Source organism: Rhodococcoides corynebacterioides NBRC 14404 (assembly GCF_001894765.1).
Taxonomy (GTDB): Bacteria; Actinomycetota; Actinomycetes; order Mycobacteriales; family Mycobacteriaceae; genus Rhodococcoides; species Rhodococcoides corynebacterioides.
This window is the reverse complement of the sequence record NZ_BCWV01000002.1, coordinates 519537-537234: the sequence shown is the minus strand read 5'-3', so window position 1 is coordinate 537234 and position 17698 is coordinate 519537. Positions and strand designations below refer to the sequence as shown.

Below are 17698 nucleotides of genomic sequence, written 5' to 3'. Positions count from 1 at the left end.
GCGATCGTCGCCCGGGCGCGACAGGTGACCACGGCCGTCGGTGAGTTCTACGGCCTCGGGGTGGACACGGCCGTCGCCGCGGCCACCCGGCCGCTCCAGTGGCGCGAGTTCGTCGACCAGAGCTGGTTCATCGCGCGGGTGTCCCTCCTGCCGACGATCGCGATGTCCGTCCCGTTCACCGTGCTCGTCGTGTTCACCCTCAACTCGCTGCTGATCGAGATCGGAGCGTCGGACCTCAGCGGGGCGGGTGCCGGGCTGGGCACGGTGACCCAGATCGGCCCGCTGGTCACCGTTCTCGTGGTCGCCGGTGCCGCGGCCACCGCGATCACGGCCGACCTGGGCTCGCGCACCATCCGCGAGGAGGTCGACGCCATGGAAGTACTGGGGATCGATCCGGTGCATCGGCTCGTGGTTCCACGGGTCCTCGCCTGCACCACGGTGGCCGCGCTGCTCAACGGGGTGGTGTGCGCCATCGGACTCGCCGGCGGTTTCACGTTCTCGGTGTTCCTGCAGAACGTCGATCCTGGCGCGTACGTCGCCGGGGTGACCCTGCTGGTCGGTCTGCCCGAGCTGCTGTTGTCCGAGGTGAAAGCCGCCCTGTTCGGACTGCTCGCCGCGCTGGTGGCCTGTCACCGAGGACTGACGGTGCGCGGGGGCCCGAAGAGCGTCGGTGACGCCGTGAACGAGACCGTCGTGTTCTCCTTCGCGGCACTGTTCGTGGTCAACCTGGTCCTCACCTCGGTGGGCCTCTCGGTGAGTCGGCTCTGACATGGCCTACGCGGGACGGAGCACCCGATGGTGACAGCCCTGTACGACACGACGGTGCGCGTCCGACGACGCGTACGCCGGGTCGCGGACGGGATCGACCGCGTGGGCGAGGACGGCCTCTTCGTCCTCCGGGCCCTCGTCTCGACCGTGCGCGCGGTGCGGTCGTACCGCACCGAGACACTGCGCGTGCTCGCCGAGATCAGTTTCGGCACCGGCGTTCTGGCCGCGGTGGGCGGGAGCGTCGCCGTCCTCGGCTTCCTCACGATGTTCGCGGGGGCGACGGTCGCGGTCCAGGGATACGACTCGCTCGGCTCCATCGGCGTCGACGCTCTCACCGGTTTCCTGGCGGCGTACGTCAACGTGCGCGTGGTCGCGCCGGTCACCGCGGGCGTCGGGTTGGCCGCGACCGTCGGTGCCGGCACCACCGCGGCTCTCGGCGCGATGCGCATCAGCGAGGAGATCGACGCCCTCGAGGTGATGGCGATCCGGTCCCTGCCCTACCTGGTGGGAACACGCATCGTCGCCGGACTGATCGCCGTCGTTCCGCTGTACGCGCTCTCCCTGAGCACCTCCTTCCTCGCCAGTCGCGTCGCCACGGTGGTCGTCCTGGGCCAGTCCTCGGGGGTGTACGACCACTACTTCTCGACCTTCCTCGTCCCGTCGGACGTGCTGTGGTCCTTCCTGCAGGTGCTCGTCATCGGTCTCGCCGTCATGGCGATCCACACCCTCTACGGTTACCGCGCGTCGGGTGGTCCGGCGGGCGTCGGCATCGCCACCGGCCGCGCCGTGCGCCTGTCGCTGGTCACGGTCGTCCTGGTCACGCTGTCCCTGTCGCTGGCGCTCTACGGCGCCACTCGCTCGATCCACCTGGCGGCGTGACATGGGGCGGCGTGAGATGGAGCGGCGGGCGAGGCACCGAACAGCGTGGGTGCACCGCGGCATCGCCGCCGGCATGGCCCTCGGCCTCGTGGGGGTGGCCGCCGGCACGGTGCTCGCGTACCGGGGCACCGTTCGAGACCTGGTGTCACCGCCCGTTCTCGTGACCGTCGACTCCGACCGTGCCGGACTGGTCATGGATCCGGGCGCTCTGGTCACCTGGCACGGGGTCGAGGTCGGCACGGTGACCGCCGTCCGTACCCGCGTCGGCGGCGCCACCCTGCACGTGTCGCTCGACGCCGAGACGGTGCGCGACGTGCCGGCGAACGTCGACGTGAGGATCGCCGCGACGACGGTCTTCGGTGCGAAGACGGTCACGCTGGTCGACCCCCCGCACCCGACGACGACCCCGATCTCCTCCGGCTCGGTGATCGAGGCGTCCTCCGTCACCGTCGAGACGAACACGGTGTTCGAGTCGCTGCGGTCGGTTCTCGTTGCGGCGCAACCGGACAAGCTCAACACCACACTCGGCGCCGTGTCGACGGCACTGGCCGGCCGCGGCGACGCCCTGGGCACCACCCTCGACGACGCCGCCGCGGTCCTGAGCGCGACCGCTCCGCTGACCGCGACTCTCGAACGGACCGTCGACGACGCCGCCTCGGTCGTGAACACGGCCGCCGACGCGGCCCCCGACCTGACCGCACTCCTCGCCGCGGCGACGACGACAGCACGCACCGTCGACGATCGACGTTCCGCGCTCGGGACGGCACTGACGACGCTCACCGGGACCGCGACCACGGCGGACCGCGTGATCGCGGCGAACGCCGACGGGTGGTCGTCCACCCTCACGACCACGAGGCCGACGAGCTCGCTGCTGCAGCGCTATTCGCCGATGTTCACCTGCTTCCTGCAGGGCGCCGACATCGCCCGCGTCGGTGCCGAGAAGGTGTCCGGCGGCAACGGCCGCACCATGCTGCTGAACAGCACCGTCCTGTTCGGTGTGCCCCCGTACCGATACGAGACGGATCTGCCGCGGGTCGCCGCGTCGGGGGGACCGCGGTGCGGTGCGCTCCCCCTCGTCTCCGACAGCGCCATCCCCACGCCGTACGTCGTGGCCGACACCGGATCCAACCCGTTCCGCGCCGGTAACCGCAGTCCGGTACTGCAACCGAACTCGATCCTCGACCTTCTCCCCGAAGGACTGACCGCACCGAGGTCCACCCGATGAGCACCCCGATGAGCACCCGAGCGACGACGGTGCGACTGCTGATTTTCGTCCTCGTCACGACCACCGTGCTGGGCGGTCTCGTCGCCGTCTTCGGGCAGTTCCGCTTCGCCCGCACCACCGACTGGACGGCGAATTTCACCAGCGCGTCCGGGCTGGGGGCCGGGGACGCCGTTCGGGTCGCGGGCGTCACGGTGGGGTCGGTGTCGGGCGTGGCGGTGATCGACGATCACGCGCGGGTGTCGTTCGACCTCGAGGACGACTACCGCGTCACCGACACCACGCGGGCCGTCGTGCGTTACGAGAACCTCGTCGGGGATCGCTTCCTGGAGCTGCAGGACGGCCCGGGCACGGCCGCGCCTCCACGAGACCGCGTCATTCCCGTCGAGCGCACCTCCCCCGCCCTGGATCTCGACCGGCTCCTCGGCGGCTTCCGCCCGCTCTTCGCCGGTCTCGATCCCGCAGAGGTGAATCGCCTGACGGCGCAACTGATCTCCGTTCTGCAGGGACAGGGCGGGACCATCGCCGCGGTCCTGGACCGCATCGCCTCGCTCACCACGACGTTGGCCGACCGCGACGAGGCGATCGGGCGGGTCGTGGACAACCTGCGGACCACCCTGGGCACGCTGTCCGCTCGGCAGACCGAACTGACGGACACGGTGGAGAACACCCGGGCGCTCCTGGCCGGCCTCGCCGCCGACGCCGACCCGTGGGCGAACGCCGTGGCCGCCGTCGGCGAGTCCGCCGGGTCGCTGACCGGTGCACTCGAGGGCATCGGGCCACCCCTCGACGGCGCCGTCGACGAGTTGACCCGCACCGCAGCACAATTACGGGCGGGTGAGGACACCATCGGATCGGTCGTGTCCCGACTGCCCGACACGTACGCGGCGCTGTCGCGATTGGGTGCCTACGGCAACTTCTTCAATTACTACCTGTGCGGCATTCGGTTGAAGATCGACACCCCGGACGGACGTGGCCTCACCACGCCGCTGATCGGGCAGACCACGGGACGGTGTGCGCCCGCATGACTTCCCGTTCGCGCGATGCGACCCGGCTCGGCCTGATCGGGTCGACTCTCGTGGCCGCCGCCACCCTCGCCGCCGTCAACGTGCCCGCGCTGCCCTACCTCTCGGCGGGCGCGACGTACAGCGGTCGCTTCCTCGACGCCGGCGGACTCGAGACCGGGGCCTCCGTGGAGATGGCCGGGGTGACGGTCGGCACCGTCACCGGCATCGAGGTCGACGGTGACGCCGTTCTGGTCAGGTTCACGATGACCGACGTCGCCGCGGGCGCGGACTCGCGGCTGTCCATCGCGACCGAGACCGTGCTGGGCACCAAGAGCCTGCGCGTCGAGTCGCGCGGTGACGGCCGGCTCTCGACCTCCGCGCCGGTGGCGCTCGATCGCACGACGTCGCCGTACGTTCTCACGGACGCACTCGGCGACCTCACCGACGACGCGGCCGGCATCGACGTCGATCGACTCACCGATGCGATGGCCGCCACCACCGACGTTCTGCAGCGGACGCCGGACAGTGTCGGTCGGGTGCTGGACGGGGTGGGCAGGCTGTCGCGCACCCTGGCGTCGCGCGACGAGGCCCTCCGGGACCTGCTGTCGTCGGCGGAACGGGTCACGGCCGTGCTGGCCGAGCGCAGCGGCACGCTCGACGCGCTCCTGCAGGACGCCGCCGTGGTGCTGGCCGCACTCGACGAACGGCGGAGCATCGTGGACACCCTCGCGGGCAACGTGACCCGCCTGTCCGATCGGTTGCGCGCACTGGTCGCGGAGAACGAGAACGAGTTGGCCCCGGCCCTCGACGATCTGCAGTCGGTGCTGTCGGTGCTGTCGGGCCAACGGGACGCCATCGCGGCCGCGATCACCGAACTCGGCCCCTACGTGACGCAGCTCGGGGAGGCGGTGTCGAGTGGCCCGTTCTTCGATTCGTACATCCAGAACCTGATTCCGGGTCAGATCATCTCCCCGGTCCTGCGCGCCACGCTCGGACTCCCGGCGGCGCCGGGTGATTCGGCGTCGGTCAATCCCCTGTCCGCACTGAACGGAGCGCCGCGATGACCACCGGACGTCGACTGTCGACCCGCGCCCTCGCCGTCGTGGTGCTGCTGATCGTCGCGGCCGTCGTCAGTTACACGATGGTCCCCCTCGTCACGACCACCCGGATCACGGTGGAGTTCGCGCGCACCACCGGCCTCTATCCCGGTGACGACGTGAAGCTGATGGGGGTCACCATCGGGTCGGTGGACGAGATCAGGCCACGGGGCGATCGCGTGGAGGTCGATCTCTCCGTCGACGACGACTACCGGATTCCCGCGGACGCCGACGCCGTCCTGGTCTCACCGAGCCTGGTGACCGCGCGCTTCGTCCAGCTGACCCCCGCGTGGACCGAGGGCGACGCGTTGGCGACCGGTGACCGTATCCCGCTGGAGCGCACGGCGATCCCAGTGGAGTGGGACCGGATCACCGAGCAGCTCGACCGTGTCTCCCGCGCCCTGGCCCCGGAGGGCGGCACCGACCCCCGACCCCTCGGCAGCCTGGTCGACGCCGCGGAAGCCACGCTCGACGGACGAGGCGAGACCGTCGCCGCGACGGTGCGATCGTTGTCCGACGCTCTGCGCACCCTCTCCGACGGGCGGACCGACCTCTACGCCGTGGTGCGCAACCTGCAGGTGTTCGCCTCGGCGCTCGCCGCGAGCGATCGGCAGATCGTCCAGGTCAACGACACCCTCGCCTCGGTGTCGACCGCCCTGACCGACGACGGCGACGAGGTCGGCGCGGCGCTGGTCGCTCTCGACGGAGCGGTGGCCGACGTGACCCGGTTCGCCCGGTCCACCACCGCGGACCTGACGGGGACCACGACCGAATTGCAGTCCGTCGTGGCCGAATTGGCCGCGCAGCGCGACGGCATCGCCCAGATCCTGCACGTCGCCCCGACGGCGCTGTCCAATCTGAACAACATCTATCAGCCCGCGCACAACGCGATCGTCTCGTCGCTCGCCCCCAACAACTTCGCCACGCCCGCCGATTTCGTCTGCTCCGCGATCGCGGCCGCGGAGCAGGTCGGTGCGCAGGAGGGTTCGGAACTGTGTCTGCGCTACCTGGGGCCACTGCTGCGCACCTTGGCGTTCGAATACCTGCCCGTGCAGTCGAACCCGATCCACGGCGTCGGCGCCCTCCCGGGCCGGCTCGTCGAGAGCGGTGCCCGGTGAGCGCCGGCCGCCGAGCCCTGGCGGTCGGACTCCTTCCGCTGCTCCTGGCCGGCTGCGGGTGGCGGGGACTCGAGTCGCTGCCGTTGCCGGGGACCGTCGGAACCGGTCCCGGCTCGTGGGCCGTCACCGTCGAGATGCCGAACGTGTCGACCGTGCGGGAGAACTCGCCGGTCCACGTCGACGACGTGACCGTCGGTCACGTGGACCGCATCCGTCTCGTCGACGGCCACGCGGAGGTGACGCTGCGCCTGGACGCCGGCGTGGTGTTGCCGGAGAACGCCGTGGCGTCTATCGGCCAGACGAGCCTGTTGGGCTCGGCGCACGTCGCCCTGTCACCACCGACGGCCGAACCCGCCCGCGGCCGGTTGGCGGACGGCGCCGTGATCGGTCTCGACCGGGCCGGCGCCTACCCCACGACCGAGGAGACTCTGTCGGCTCTGTCCCTGGTTCTCCAGGGCGGTGGCCTGGCCCGCGTCGGTGACATCGTCGGCGAGGTGGATGCGGCTCTGGGCGGCCGCACGGACGCGGTGCGGTCCCTGCTCGACGATCTGGACACCGTCCTGGCCGGCCTCGATCGGCATCGCACGCAGATCGAGTCGGCAATAGCGGACCTCGATCGGTTCGCGGCGGTCGTCGCGACGGAGAACGCCGTGGTCGACGAGGCACTGACGGCCTTCGCTCCCGCCACCGAGGCCCTCGCCGACCAGCGGGAGAACCTGGTCGCGTTCTCGGTGGCGCTCGGTCGTCTGGGAACCACGGCGAGTGCCGTCACCGACGACACCACCGCGGACCTGACCGCGGTGCTGACCGATCTGCGTCCCGTCCTGGCCTCCCTCGCCGACGCCGGCGACTCGCTCACCGAGAGCTTCCGCTACCTGCTGACGTATCCGTTCCCGATCGACGTGTACCGCAACGCCGTTCGGGGCGACTACGCCAACGGCGAGGTGACCCTGGACCTGCGGCTGGACACCCTGGACAACGCGCTGCTGCTCGGCACGCCGCTGCAGGGCATGCTCGCCGGCCCCGAGGGCGCGGTGGGCCGCGCCGCACCGTGGCCCGCGCCGTCCGTGCCGACGGCGCAGGATCTGCTCATCCCGCCGGCGCCCCCGGCTCCTCCCACCCCGGGCGGGACACCGTGACGCCGGAGGTCCGGCGTCGACTCGGGGCCTTCGCCGTCGTGGCCGTGCTGGCCCTGTCGCTGACGGCCGTGCTGCACGCCCGCCTTCCGGAGACGTTCGGCGTGGGCCGCTATCAGGTCACGGTGCATCTGTCCGCGGGGGCCGGTCTGTCGTCGTCGTCGAACGTCACCTACCGCGGCGCCCCGGTGGGACGCGTGGTGTCCGTGCGGCCCATTCCGGCCGGCGCCGAGGCGGTGCTGTCGCTCGACTCCGACACTCCGGTTCCCGCAACCACCCGGGTGGAGGTGCACAGCATGTCCGCCGTCGGCGAGCAGTACGTCGACCTGGTTCCGGACACCGATGAGGGCCCGTTCCTGGCCGACGGTGACGTCGTCGATCGCGCCCGAACCTCCGTGCCCGCACCCGTCGCACCCACCATCGATGCGCTCGACGCCGCGCTCCGCAGCGTCGACCCCGCCACGCTCTCGTCGTTGCTGGACGAGACGGCGGCCGCACTCGGCACGTCCGGCGATCCCACCGGGGAGGTGCTCGACTCGGCCGCCGCGCTGGCCGAGGCCGCCCGCGACAACGTCGAGGCGACGTCGTCGTTGATCACCGACATCGCGCCGGTGTTGTCCGCCGCCGCCGCGTCGTCGCCGGCGATCCGGGAATGGGCCGCGTCGCTCGCGTCGGTCACCGGGCAGGTCGCCGACCGCGACACCGCGGTGCGGTCTCTGGTGGACGCGGCTCCCGGCCTGTCCGCCGCGTCGGACGAGCTCTTCCGATCACTCGAGCCGACCCTGCCGATCCTGCTCGCGGACCTCACGGGAGTCGGGCAGGTGGCCGTCACCTACAACGCCTCCCTCGAACAGATCCTGGTGCTCTACCCGCCGTTGATCGCGGCGACGCAGGGAACGGGCAAGCCGAACGCGGACGCCGGCGACCCCGGGCAGAACACGTTCTTCGCGGCCCAGCTGAACGATCCACCGCCGTGCACCGAGGGTTTTCTCCCCGCGGATCAGCGGCGGCCACCCACCGCCCTGGACACGCCGGAGACGCCGACCGATCTCTGGTGCCGTGCGCCGGCGACCGGTCCGACCTCGATCCGTGGGGCACGCAACCTGCCCTGCATGGAGTTCCCCGGTCGGCGCGCCGCCACCGTCGCACTGTGCCGAGCCGGTCAGGGCGACCCCGACCCGTCCGCATCGCCGCCCGCCGGCGTGAGCGAGATGCTGGTACCGCCGGGTCGGTGATCAGATCGGGTCGAGGGCCGAGATCAACCACTGCCCGTCGACCCGGCCGAGTCGAACGCGCAGGCTCGTCGACGACGTCTGCGGCTCCGGAAGGTCGCGGCCCGTGACCGTCTGGTCGACGAACAGCAGTGTCACGGCCTCGGATTCGGTCGCCGAGACCAGCGATCGAGCGCTCACGGTCGCCGTCGAGGTCAGTCCCCGCGCTCGAGCCCCCGGCACCACCGTCGAGTCGGCGACATCGCGATAGTAGGTGAGGAAGTCGCCGGTGAGGTGCGTCTGCGCACGCGCGACGTCCGCGTCGACGGTGTCCGACCGGTAGCCGAGAACGGCGGTGACGCCGGCCGCGGCGGCGTCGAGCACGCCGGCCGTCGGATCCTCGGGCGGGTCGGTGGGCACCAGGGTCGACACCGCGACGGGCACCGCGACGGCGGCGGCGCCGACGACGGCCGACAGCACCACGGCCCACCTCGATCGTCCGCATGCGCGCCGCGGTGGGCGCGACGGCCCTCGCACCGCGATCACGGAACGAATTCCACACTGGCGACCGCGATTCGGTCCCCCTCACGGACCACGCCGAGTCGCATCCGCCAGGTGCGCGGCTCCGCCACGGCTCCGGACGCGTTGGTCACCGTCGACGTGGCCGCGACGAGGACCGACGCGGTGCGCTCGTCCGCGGTCTCGACCCCCGCCTCGGTCACCGACCCGGTCGCCTCGACGGCCGCATCCCGGACCACGGCCGCGAATTCCTCGGCACGAGAGCCGAATTCCGACGCGAAGGATCCGGTGGCCGCGGAGGAGATGCGATCGACGTCCTCGTCCACCGTCGTCGCCGACACCGTGGTGAGGTCGAGAACGACCTGGCGCGCGGTCTGCAGGTAGTCCTCGTGCGGGGTCGACACGGAGCCGTCGGGTTGCCGTTCGAGCGCGGCGACGGTCACCGCCCCGGACAGCGCCACGGCCGTCAGGGCCATCACGGACGTCACGGCCAGGCTCACGGTCGTCACGGTGACTCGCACGTCGTCCCTCCCCCGGCCGCTCGTCGTCCACGGCCTCGTCTGCACCGTACTACACGGTACGGCGCCAAAAGTCGTGTTCGGTAACGACTTCGAGAAAACCTGGCGCATTGTCCATACCCTCTAGTACGGTACGTTCAGCCGGAGTCGTTCCGCACGAAACAGGGGTGAACGCACGTGATCGAGGACCACTTCCACCGCATTCCCTATCGCCCCGCGCAGGACGGCCGGGTGGAGATGCACTCCGGACTCTCCCGGCACTATCCGACGCTGCACGCCAATCTCGTGGCGGACGAGCGCGCCGATCGCTCGGTCGGCGTGCTGCTCGCTCATCCGAGCAGCGACTTCCTGTCGCACTTCCTGCTGGGCGCGTTCGCCGCCGCCGGTATACCGGCGATGGGTCTGAACACCCGGTACTCGTCCAACGAGGCAGCACTGATCATGGAGCGGGCGGCGTGCGATCTGGGTGCCGGCGTGCGGTTCATGCGCGAGGAGCTGGGCTTCGAGTCGGTCGTGCTCCTCGGGTTCAGCGGCGGCGGGTCGCTGGCGGCCTTCTACCAGTCACAGTCGGAGCATCCGACCGTGACGCACACGCCCGCAGGCGATCCCGCGCCGATGGCCGACGAGGACTTGATTCCGGCGGACGCCCTCGTGCTGCTCGGCGCCCATCCCGGCCGCGCACGAGTACTCCGGCACTGGATCGACGGCGCGCTCCGCGACGAAGCGGACCCGACCTCGATCGACCCCGACCTCGACCTCTACGCACCGGGGCGGACGGTTCCGCTCGATCGCGAGTGGGTCGCGCGCTACCGCGAGGCCCAACTGGCACGAATGCGCCGCATCGACGCCGTCGCCCTCGCCGCGGTGGACCGTCTCACCGAGCGCGGCGACTCCGACCTCGGCTTCGTCGTTCACCGGACCGTGGCGGATCCACGCTTCGTCGACGTCACGCTCGACCCCAGCGACCGGCGGCCGGGCAGTATGTACGGCGATCCGCGGGCCGCCAACACGTCCGCCGGTGGGCTCGCGCGCTTCGTGACGGCTCGCAGCTGGCTCAGCACGTGGAGTGTCGACCACACCCACGCCGATGCCATCGGGGATCTGCGATCCGTCGGCGCGCCCACCCTGGTCGCGCCTCTGCTCGGCGACCAGGCGGCGTTCCGGGAGGACTCCCGGCAGATGGCCGCGGCCCACCGCGCGGCCGATCTGATCGAGATCCCGGAACTCGATCACTACCTCGTGGACCGCCCCGACGGGCTCGTGACGGTGACCGACACGGTGATGTCGTGGCTGGGCACGCACGGCCTCGCTCCGACTCGTCCGGTGGCGCTCCGCAGCACCGGCGGCACGGCATGACCGCCGTGCACGGACGCGGACCGGCGCCGACGACGCGCGTCCCGACGGCGTTCACGTACTGGGAGACCCGGCGGCGGCCGGGGTGGGCGCGCGCCGACCGCACGATCCGGCGCCTGACCGGCACCTCGCTCTTCCCACCCGACGACCTCGCGGACGCGTTCTGCGAGAGCCTCTTCCACGGCGATCCCGTCGCGGAACGGTTCGTCGACGAGGTGTACACGCCGGACCCTGCGCGCGCCCGAGCCATGCTCGACCGCGCGCTCGCCGACGGGCTCGACGCGGTGTCCGCCGAGCTCGACCGCTCCGACGGCGCGCCACCGAACACCGTTCCCGCCGCGATGCGCGACTTGTTCGCGGAATTCGAGACCACACCGGAGTGGGTGGATCCGGCCCTGGTCGACCAGGGCGCCGCGGTGTGGCGCCGGTGGGGCACGATGCTCTTCGCCGTCGCGGGCGGGATCACGCTCGAGATGTACACCGAGGCCGCCGTCGCCACGCCCCTGTCCCTCGCGGGCGGTTATGCGGGCGACAACGCGCTCCGACGGTTCCTCGAGACGTGCAAGTTCTGGATCGACACCTCCGAACCGGGCGCCCTGCTGCGCCCGGGCTCCGAAGGACGAGCCACGGCCATGAAGGTGCGGGTCATGCACGTCGCCGTCCGCCGCAAGGTCGACGGGCATCCCGAGTGGCACCGGGAGAAGTGGGGCTACCCCATCAGCCAGGGCTATCAGATGCTGACGTTGCTCGGCGGGAGCACGGTCCCCGCTCTCGCCCTGCGACTGGTCGGCCTGCAGACCACCGCGGACGAGATCCGCGCCCTGCTGCACTTCCAGAAGTTCCTCGGCCACCTGCTCGGCGTGAACGTCGAACGGTTTCCCACCACCATCGCCGACTCGTTGCGCCTGACGGCGATGGTGGCCGCGTCGCGGAGCCACGATGCCGGCGAACACGGACGCGAACTGGTCGAGTCCTACCCCGCGAGCTTCGCCCCCCGTCCCGGTCAGCGCGGACTCGCCCGCCTCCGGGCCCGGTACAACCACGGCATCCACGGCGCGTACACCGCCCTGTTCATGAACCCCGCCACGCGGTCGCAGTACCGCATGCCGCCCGTCTTCCCGTGGATCCTGCTCGTCCTGGCTCGTTTTCCCCTGCTCACCCTGCTCGAGATCGCCCGCCGAACCGTCCCCGGAGTCGCCGGCGTGGTCGAGCGCGTCGCCGTGGCGCATCGCCTGCGGTGGTACCGAGCCCAGATGGACGGCCGGGAGGCCGACTTCGACGCGAACGGAGCGTTACGCCGATGACCGACCCGACCTATCAGCACGGATTCGGCAATCACCTGCTCTCGGAGGCAATTCCCGGAACCGTTCCGCGCGGACAGAATTCACCCCAGCGAGTGGCCCACGGCCTGTACGCGGAACAGCTGTCCGCCACGGCCTTCACCGAGCCACGGGCGATCAACCGGCGGACGTGGGTCTACCGGATCAGCCCGACGGCGCGGCACGGCCGGTACCGACCGATCGAGCACCCCACGCTCGCCTCGGCACCGATCACCGACGGCGTGCTCGACGTGAATCGCCTGCGCTGGAACCCCCGTCCGCGCCCATGGCCGGATGCGGACTTTCTCGACGGCTTGTGGACCCTGGGGGCGGCGGGCGACGTCCGAGCCCGCGACGGCGTCGCCGTCCACCTGTATCACGCCACCCGGTCCATGACCGACCGATACTTCGCCGACCTCGACGGCGAACTCCTGCTGGTTCCGCAGGAGGGCCGACTGCGCGTCCACACCGAGATGGGGGTGCTGGACGTCGCGCCGGGAGAGATCGCCGTCGTCGGTCGCGCGATCACGTTCCGGGTGGAACTGCGGGACGACTCCGCCACCGGCTACGTGCTCGAGAACTACGGCAATTACCTGACGCTGCCGGAGCTCGGGCCCATCGGCGCGAACGGTCTGGCACATGCACGTGACTTCCGGTGTCCCGTCGCCGCGTTCGAGGACGTGGAGCGGCCGGTGGAGAAGGTGCAGAAGTACTGCGGCGGCCTGTGGTCGGTCGAACTCGACCGGTCACCTCTCGACGTGGTGGGGTGGCACGGCAATCACCTGCCCTACGTGTACGACATCGCGAACTTCGCGGTGATGGGGTCGCTCAACTGGGACCACCCGGACCCGTCGATCTTCACCCTGCTCACCTCGGCATCGGAGCGTCCCGGTCAGGCCAACGTCGACGTGGTGGTCTTCCCACCGCGCTGGAACGTCGCCGAGCACACCTTCCGCCCGCCGCACTTCCACCGCAACGTCATGACCGAGTTCATGGGTCTCGTTCGCGGACAGCACGACTCGAAGGCCGAGGGCTTCGTTCCCGGCGGGGCAAGCCTGCACACCATGTGGGGCGCTCACGGACCCGATCGGGAGACGTTCGACCTCGCCACGCGAGCCGACCTCGTTCCCACGAAGCTCGAGGGCTCGTTGCCGTTCATGTTCGAGACCCGACTACCTCTCGTCGTCACTCCCTTCGCGCACGGCGCGGAGCACCGCCAGCCCGACTACGACGCCTCGTGGGCCGGCCTGGCCGCGCAGTTCGTCCACCCCACCACCCCTCCGGCACAGGAGCAGTCATGACCGTCACCACCGCTCGACCCGTCGTCGATCTTCCGGAGCCGCTGCTGCGCATCGGGGGCCGAGCGCGCGCTGCGTCCGACGGACGAACCTTCGAGTCGCACGATCCCGCCACCGGCGATCACGTCGCCTCCGTGGCGTTCGCGACCGCCGCGGACGTCGACGACGCCGTCCGGGCGGCCCGCGCGCAGGTCGACGGCGGAGCGTGGAGCCGCGTGCCGGGCGCCGAGCGTGGCCGGCTGCTGCTCGCGGTCGCCGACCTGATCGATCGGGAGTGCGAGCGTCTCGCAGCGCTCGAGGCCGTGGAGATGGGCAAGCTCTACCGTGACTCCGTGGCCGGCGACATTCCCTGTGCCGCTGCGGTCTTCCGCCACTTCGCCGGCTGGGCCGACAAGATCGCCGGCACGGCGGCGATCGTCTCGGACGTCGGCCCGCAACGTCGGTTCGGCTACACGCTCCGGCAACCGCTGGGCGTGGTCGCCGCGATCACGCCGTGGAACAACCCGCTGCTGATCGCGGCGTGGAAGGTTGCCCCCGCGCTCGCCGCCGGGAACACCGTGGTGATCAAGCCCGCCGAGGACGCCTCGCTCTCCACGCTCCTGCTGGCGGACCTCGTGGCCGAGGCCGGCATTCCGCCCGGGGTAGTGAACGTCGTGACCGGGATCGGCGACGTCACCGGCGCCGCGCTCGCGCAGCACCCCGGCGTCGACAAGGTGACGTTCACAGGGAGCCCGCGCGTCGGCGCCACGATCTCGGCACTCGCCGGCTCCACCTACCGCAAGATCGTGCTGGAACTGGGCGGCAAAGCGCCGCAACTGATCTTCGACGACGCCGACCTCGACGCGGCCATGCCCTGGATCGCCATGGGCAGCTTCTATCACCAGGGGCAGGTGTGTGCGGCGGGGACGCGAGTACTGGTCCACGAGTCGGTGGCGGACCGGGTGGTCGACGGTCTCGCCGCCGCTGCCCGGGCGTCGGTGATCGGCGATCCGTTCGACGAGCGCAGCACCATGGGGACGATCGTGAACGAACGTCAGCTGGCCCGGATCACCGGGTACATCGACGCGGGTGTCGCCGAGGGTGCGGACCTGGTCGTCGGCGGTCACCGGGTGGACGCCCCCGGTTGCTACGTCGAGCCCACCGTGTTCCGCGGGCACAATCGCCTGACCATCGCGCAGGAGGAGATCTTCGGGCCGGTGGCAACGGTGATCCCGTTCCGGACGACGGAGGAGGCCGTCGCCCTCGCCAACGACACGCGGTACGGCCTGAACGCGATGGTCTACTCGGAGAACATCTCTCGGGTCCAGACGGTGGTCGAGCAGCTCAGGGTCGGCACGGTCTGGGTGAACGGATGGGGTGTGCCGGACCCGGCCCTGCCCTGGGGCGGACGCGGCGGAAGCGGCGTCGGCCGCGAGCTCGGACGGTCCGGGCTCGAGGGCGAGACCGAGGAGAAGACCGTCCACATCGGATATGCCGGCGTCGCCGCGGCGGACGGGGCCGTGCTGTGACGACATCGCCCGGGCACCCGACGCCACGACGGAACGCGACCCCGGAGATCGTCGAGACCTGGAACGGGCCGGGTCGCCGGGACGGCGTGCTCACCCGGGTCCTCCCGCGACACAACGGTGCACATCCCGTGCCGGGCAGCCGATCCGGTTTCGAACACTGGTACTTCGACGCGCACCTCGACGACGGACACACGGTCATCGGCTTCCTCAACCTCCGACGTCCGGAGGAACCGGCGTTCGTCGCGCGGCCGAGCGTGGAGATCCTGATCTATGCACCGGACGGCACGCGACGCCAGGTCTTCGCCCGGTATCGACGGCGGGACGCCCGGGCGGCGATCGGCGAGTGCGACGTGCGGGTGGGACGCAGTCACGCCCACGCGGAGTTCCCGGCCGACTCGTTGCCGATCCACCACGTGTACCTGTCCGAGGAGGACGTCACCGTCGACCTCCGCTTCCACAACGAGTTGCCGGGCTGGATGCCCGGCGAGGGCGAGACCCTGTTCGGGCACACCGACGTGTTCGGCTGGGTGGTCCCCGCGCCGCGGGCACGGGTCGAAGGCACCGTCACCGTCGGCGGACGCACGCGCACCGTGACCGGTCGGGGCTATGCCGATCACAACTGGGGTGCCGGCGACATGAAGCGCGTCATCGACCGGTGGCACTGGGGGCGGTTGTACGACGACGACTACTCGCTCCTGTACGCGCTGGTGCGCACGCAGGACCGGTGGGCCGGACACGAGAGTCGGCCGCTCATGCTCGCGCGCGGCGGCGAGATCGTCCTGAGCACCGGCGAGGCCGAGGTGACGGAGGGCCCGGCGGTCTTCGACGCCACGGCCGATCGCACCTACCCGGAGTGGCTGCGCATCGTGGTGCCGGATGTCGTCGACCTGCGGCTCACCGTGACCAGCGTGGTCCACGCGCACAACCTACTGACGGACGTGCCCGTCGCCGGGCACCCGGCGTTCCGACCTCTCCTCAACAGGATGGTGGGCCACCCCGGGTACTTCCGGTTCTCCTCGACGTTCGAGTTGACCGTGACGCTGGACGGGGTGACGGAGACCCGAACGGGCAGCACGCTGCACGAACTGGTCGCGCTCACCTGACGGCAGCCGACTCCGGCGCCTGCGCGGGTGTCTCGGCGGAGCTGGGGGCCGCCGAGACACCCGACGCGCGTCCGACGAAGAACGACGCCGCCACGGCGACCAGGGACACGACCCCGCCGAACAGGAACGCGGTGTGCACGCCGGCCGCCGAGGCGGCGACGGCATCGGCGCCGTCGGCCGACCGGCCCGTGGCCGTCGTCGTCATGACGGTGACGAACAGTGCGGTGCCGGCCGCACCGGCCAACTGCTGCACGGTCGAGAAGATGGCGCTGCCGTGCGAGTAGAACCGCGGCGGAACCGCTCCGAGCGACGACGTCATGAGGGGCGTCATCATCATCGCGAGTCCGAGGGACATCACCACGTGGATACCGACGACGGTGCTCTGGCCGGACTGCGCGTCGAGGCTCGTCATCGCCCACAGTGCGCCGGACACGATCATCGACCCCGGAATCACCAGCGGCCGAGCACCGACGCGGTCGAACGCGCGCCCGACGAACGGCGCCAGCAGACCCATCGCGAGACCGCCGGGCAGCAGCGTCAGCCCGGTGGCCAGGGTGTCGAGGCCGAGCACGTTCTGCAGGTACATCGGGAGGAGGATCAACGCGCCGAAGAGCGCCATCATCGAGATGGCGATCATGCCGAGTCCGACCGAGAACGCGGGCGTCGCGAAGGGACGCAGATCGAGCAGCGCGGTTCCCGCATCCTGACGGCGACGCTGGCGGATCACGAAGAACGCCAGCGCGACCAGTCCGACGGACAGCGGAATCCACACGGGCACCGCGGCGCCCTCGGCCGAGTGACCGATACTGCTCAGTCCGTAGACGATGCCGCCGAACGCGAAGGCCGACGCCACGACCGAGACCACGTCCAGCGGGGCGCGCCTGGTCTCGGTCACGTTGCGCACCAACGCGAGTCCGAGGCCGGTGGCCAGGAGCCCGATGGGCAGCACCAGCCAGAACATCCACCGCCACCCCAGCGCGCCGAGCACCACCCCGGAGATGGTGGGTCCGACGGCGGGCGCCACGGCGATCACGATGGAGATGACGCCCATCATGCGCCCGCGCCGCGCCTCGGGAACGAGCGAGAGGACCGTGGTCATGAGGAGCGGCAACATGATCGCGGTGCCGGCGGCCTGGATGACGCGCGCCCCCAGGAGCACCTCGAAGCCCGGAGCGAGGGCGGCGAGCAGGGTGCCGGTGACGAACGACGTCATGGCGGCGGTGAAGACCTGGCGCACCGTGAAGCGTTGGAAGAGATAGCCGGTGGTCGGGATGACCACGGCCATCGTCAGCAGGAACGCGGTGGTGAGCCATTGCGCGGTCGACGCGCCGATCGACAGATCCGTCATGAGAGTCGGGAGCGCGACGCTCATGATCGTCTCGTTGAGGATCATGACGAAGGCCGCGACCACCAGCACGCCGATCAGCAGCGCGCTGCCGGGCGCCATCCGCTCGTCGGACGTGTCGGCTGCCGTGCCGTCGGCCGGTGTCGGTTCGTGTTCGGTGGTGCGCACGCGCAATCCCTCTCCAGTCGTCGAGCCGCGATCCTCGTGGGTCGCCTTGCTCGGTGATAGTCTGCGTCTACCTGACAGTGACTGTCAAAGTGATACCCACAATCGACCAACACCGATCCTGCCCGAACG

At 70.9% G+C, this 17698-nt stretch carries 16 protein-coding genes; 13 read left to right on the top strand and 3 right to left on the bottom strand.

The window, feature by feature from the left end; genetic code table 11:
- Positions 1–3 precede the first annotated feature (3 nt).
- Genes RC2_RS03945 through RC2_RS03910 form a run of 8 tightly spaced genes read left to right on the top strand, consistent with a single transcriptional unit; the run spans position 4 to position 8462 of the window.
- Positions 4–768 (top strand): MlaE family ABC transporter permease, encoded by a 765-nt coding sequence (locus RC2_RS03945; protein WP_068146242.1) that lies wholly within the window; start codon positions 4–6, stop codon positions 766–768.
- A 27-nt stretch (positions 769–795) separates the two neighbouring features.
- The gene (locus RC2_RS03940) at positions 796–1647 is read left to right on the top strand and encodes an ABC transporter permease (RefSeq protein ID WP_068146210.1); all 852 of its coding nucleotides are present in this window, start codon (positions 796–798) and stop codon (positions 1645–1647) included.
- 49 nt (positions 1648–1696) lie between these two features.
- Positions 1697–2872, top strand: a complete 1176-nt coding sequence (locus RC2_RS03935; protein ID WP_169818361.1) for an MCE family protein — start codon at positions 1697–1699, stop codon at positions 2870–2872.
- Positions 2869–3897 (top strand): MCE family protein, encoded by a 1029-nt coding sequence (locus RC2_RS03930; protein ID WP_245810943.1) that lies wholly within the window; start codon positions 2869–2871, stop codon positions 3895–3897. Before RC2_RS03935 ends, RC2_RS03930 begins: the two co-directional genes overlap by 4 nt.
- Positions 3894–4940: an MCE family protein gene (locus RC2_RS03925; RefSeq protein WP_068146237.1), complete on the top strand. Its 1047-nt coding sequence runs from the start codon at positions 3894–3896 to the stop codon at positions 4938–4940. The genes RC2_RS03930 and RC2_RS03925 overlap by 4 nt, the downstream gene beginning before the upstream one ends.
- Entirely contained in the window at positions 4937–6091 is a 1155-nt protein-coding gene (locus RC2_RS03920; RefSeq protein ID WP_068146206.1) for an MCE family protein, read from the top strand. The genes RC2_RS03925 and RC2_RS03920 overlap by 4 nt, the downstream gene beginning before the upstream one ends.
- Positions 6088–7230 carry an MCE family protein gene (locus tag RC2_RS03915; RefSeq protein ID WP_174552283.1) on the top strand — a complete coding sequence of 381 codons (1143 nt, stop codon included), beginning with the start codon at positions 6088–6090 and terminating at the stop codon, positions 7228–7230. The genes RC2_RS03920 and RC2_RS03915 overlap by 4 nt, the downstream gene beginning before the upstream one ends.
- Positions 7227–8462 (top strand): MCE family protein, encoded by a 1236-nt coding sequence (locus RC2_RS03910; RefSeq protein ID WP_082895392.1) that lies wholly within the window; start codon positions 7227–7229, stop codon positions 8460–8462. Before RC2_RS03915 ends, RC2_RS03910 begins: the two co-directional genes overlap by 4 nt.
- On the opposite strand, the gene RC2_RS03905 is transcribed toward RC2_RS03910, so the two are convergent.
- The gene (locus tag RC2_RS03905) at positions 8463–8921 is read right to left on the bottom strand and encodes a hypothetical protein (protein WP_082895390.1); all 459 of its coding nucleotides are present in this window, start codon (positions 8919–8921) and stop codon (positions 8463–8465) included.
- A gap of 59 nt (positions 8922–8980) precedes the next feature.
- Positions 8981–9457 (bottom strand): Rv1363c family protein, encoded by a 477-nt coding sequence (locus tag RC2_RS03900; protein ID WP_139277259.1) that lies wholly within the window; start codon positions 9455–9457, stop codon positions 8981–8983.
- A gap of 195 nt (positions 9458–9652) precedes the next feature.
- On the opposite strand from RC2_RS03900, the gene RC2_RS03895 reads away from it, so the two are divergent.
- From RC2_RS03895 to RC2_RS03875, 5 genes are read left to right on the top strand one after another with little or no spacing between them, the layout of a single operon-like run.
- On the top strand, positions 9653–10831 hold the full coding sequence (locus RC2_RS03895; protein WP_068146198.1) for an alpha/beta hydrolase: 1179 nt from the start codon (positions 9653–9655) through the stop codon (positions 10829–10831).
- Complete coding sequence (locus RC2_RS03890; RefSeq protein WP_068146195.1) at positions 10828–12132, top strand: oxygenase MpaB family protein; 1305 nt, start codon at positions 10828–10830, stop codon at positions 12130–12132. The genes RC2_RS03895 and RC2_RS03890 overlap by 4 nt, the downstream gene beginning before the upstream one ends.
- On the top strand, positions 12129–13448 hold the full coding sequence (gene hmgA, locus RC2_RS03885; protein ID WP_068146191.1) for a homogentisate 1,2-dioxygenase: 1320 nt from the start codon (positions 12129–12131) through the stop codon (positions 13446–13448). Before RC2_RS03890 ends, hmgA begins: the two co-directional genes overlap by 4 nt.
- A complete protein-coding gene (locus RC2_RS03880; RefSeq protein WP_068146188.1) occupies positions 13445–14953 on the top strand; it encodes an aldehyde dehydrogenase family protein in 1509 nt (502 codons plus the stop codon). The genes hmgA and RC2_RS03880 overlap by 4 nt, the downstream gene beginning before the upstream one ends.
- Positions 14950–16056, top strand: coding sequence for a lipocalin-like domain-containing protein (locus tag RC2_RS03875; protein ID WP_068146185.1), 1107 nt, complete (start codon positions 14950–14952; stop codon positions 16054–16056). Before RC2_RS03880 ends, RC2_RS03875 begins: the two co-directional genes overlap by 4 nt.
- Here RC2_RS03875 and RC2_RS03870 read toward each other — a convergent pair.
- Complete coding sequence (locus RC2_RS03870; RefSeq protein WP_068146227.1) at positions 16049–17503, bottom strand: MDR family MFS transporter; 1455 nt, start codon at positions 17501–17503, stop codon at positions 16049–16051. The genes RC2_RS03875 and RC2_RS03870 overlap by 8 nt on opposite strands.
- Between the last annotated feature and the right edge of the window lie 195 nt (positions 17504–17698).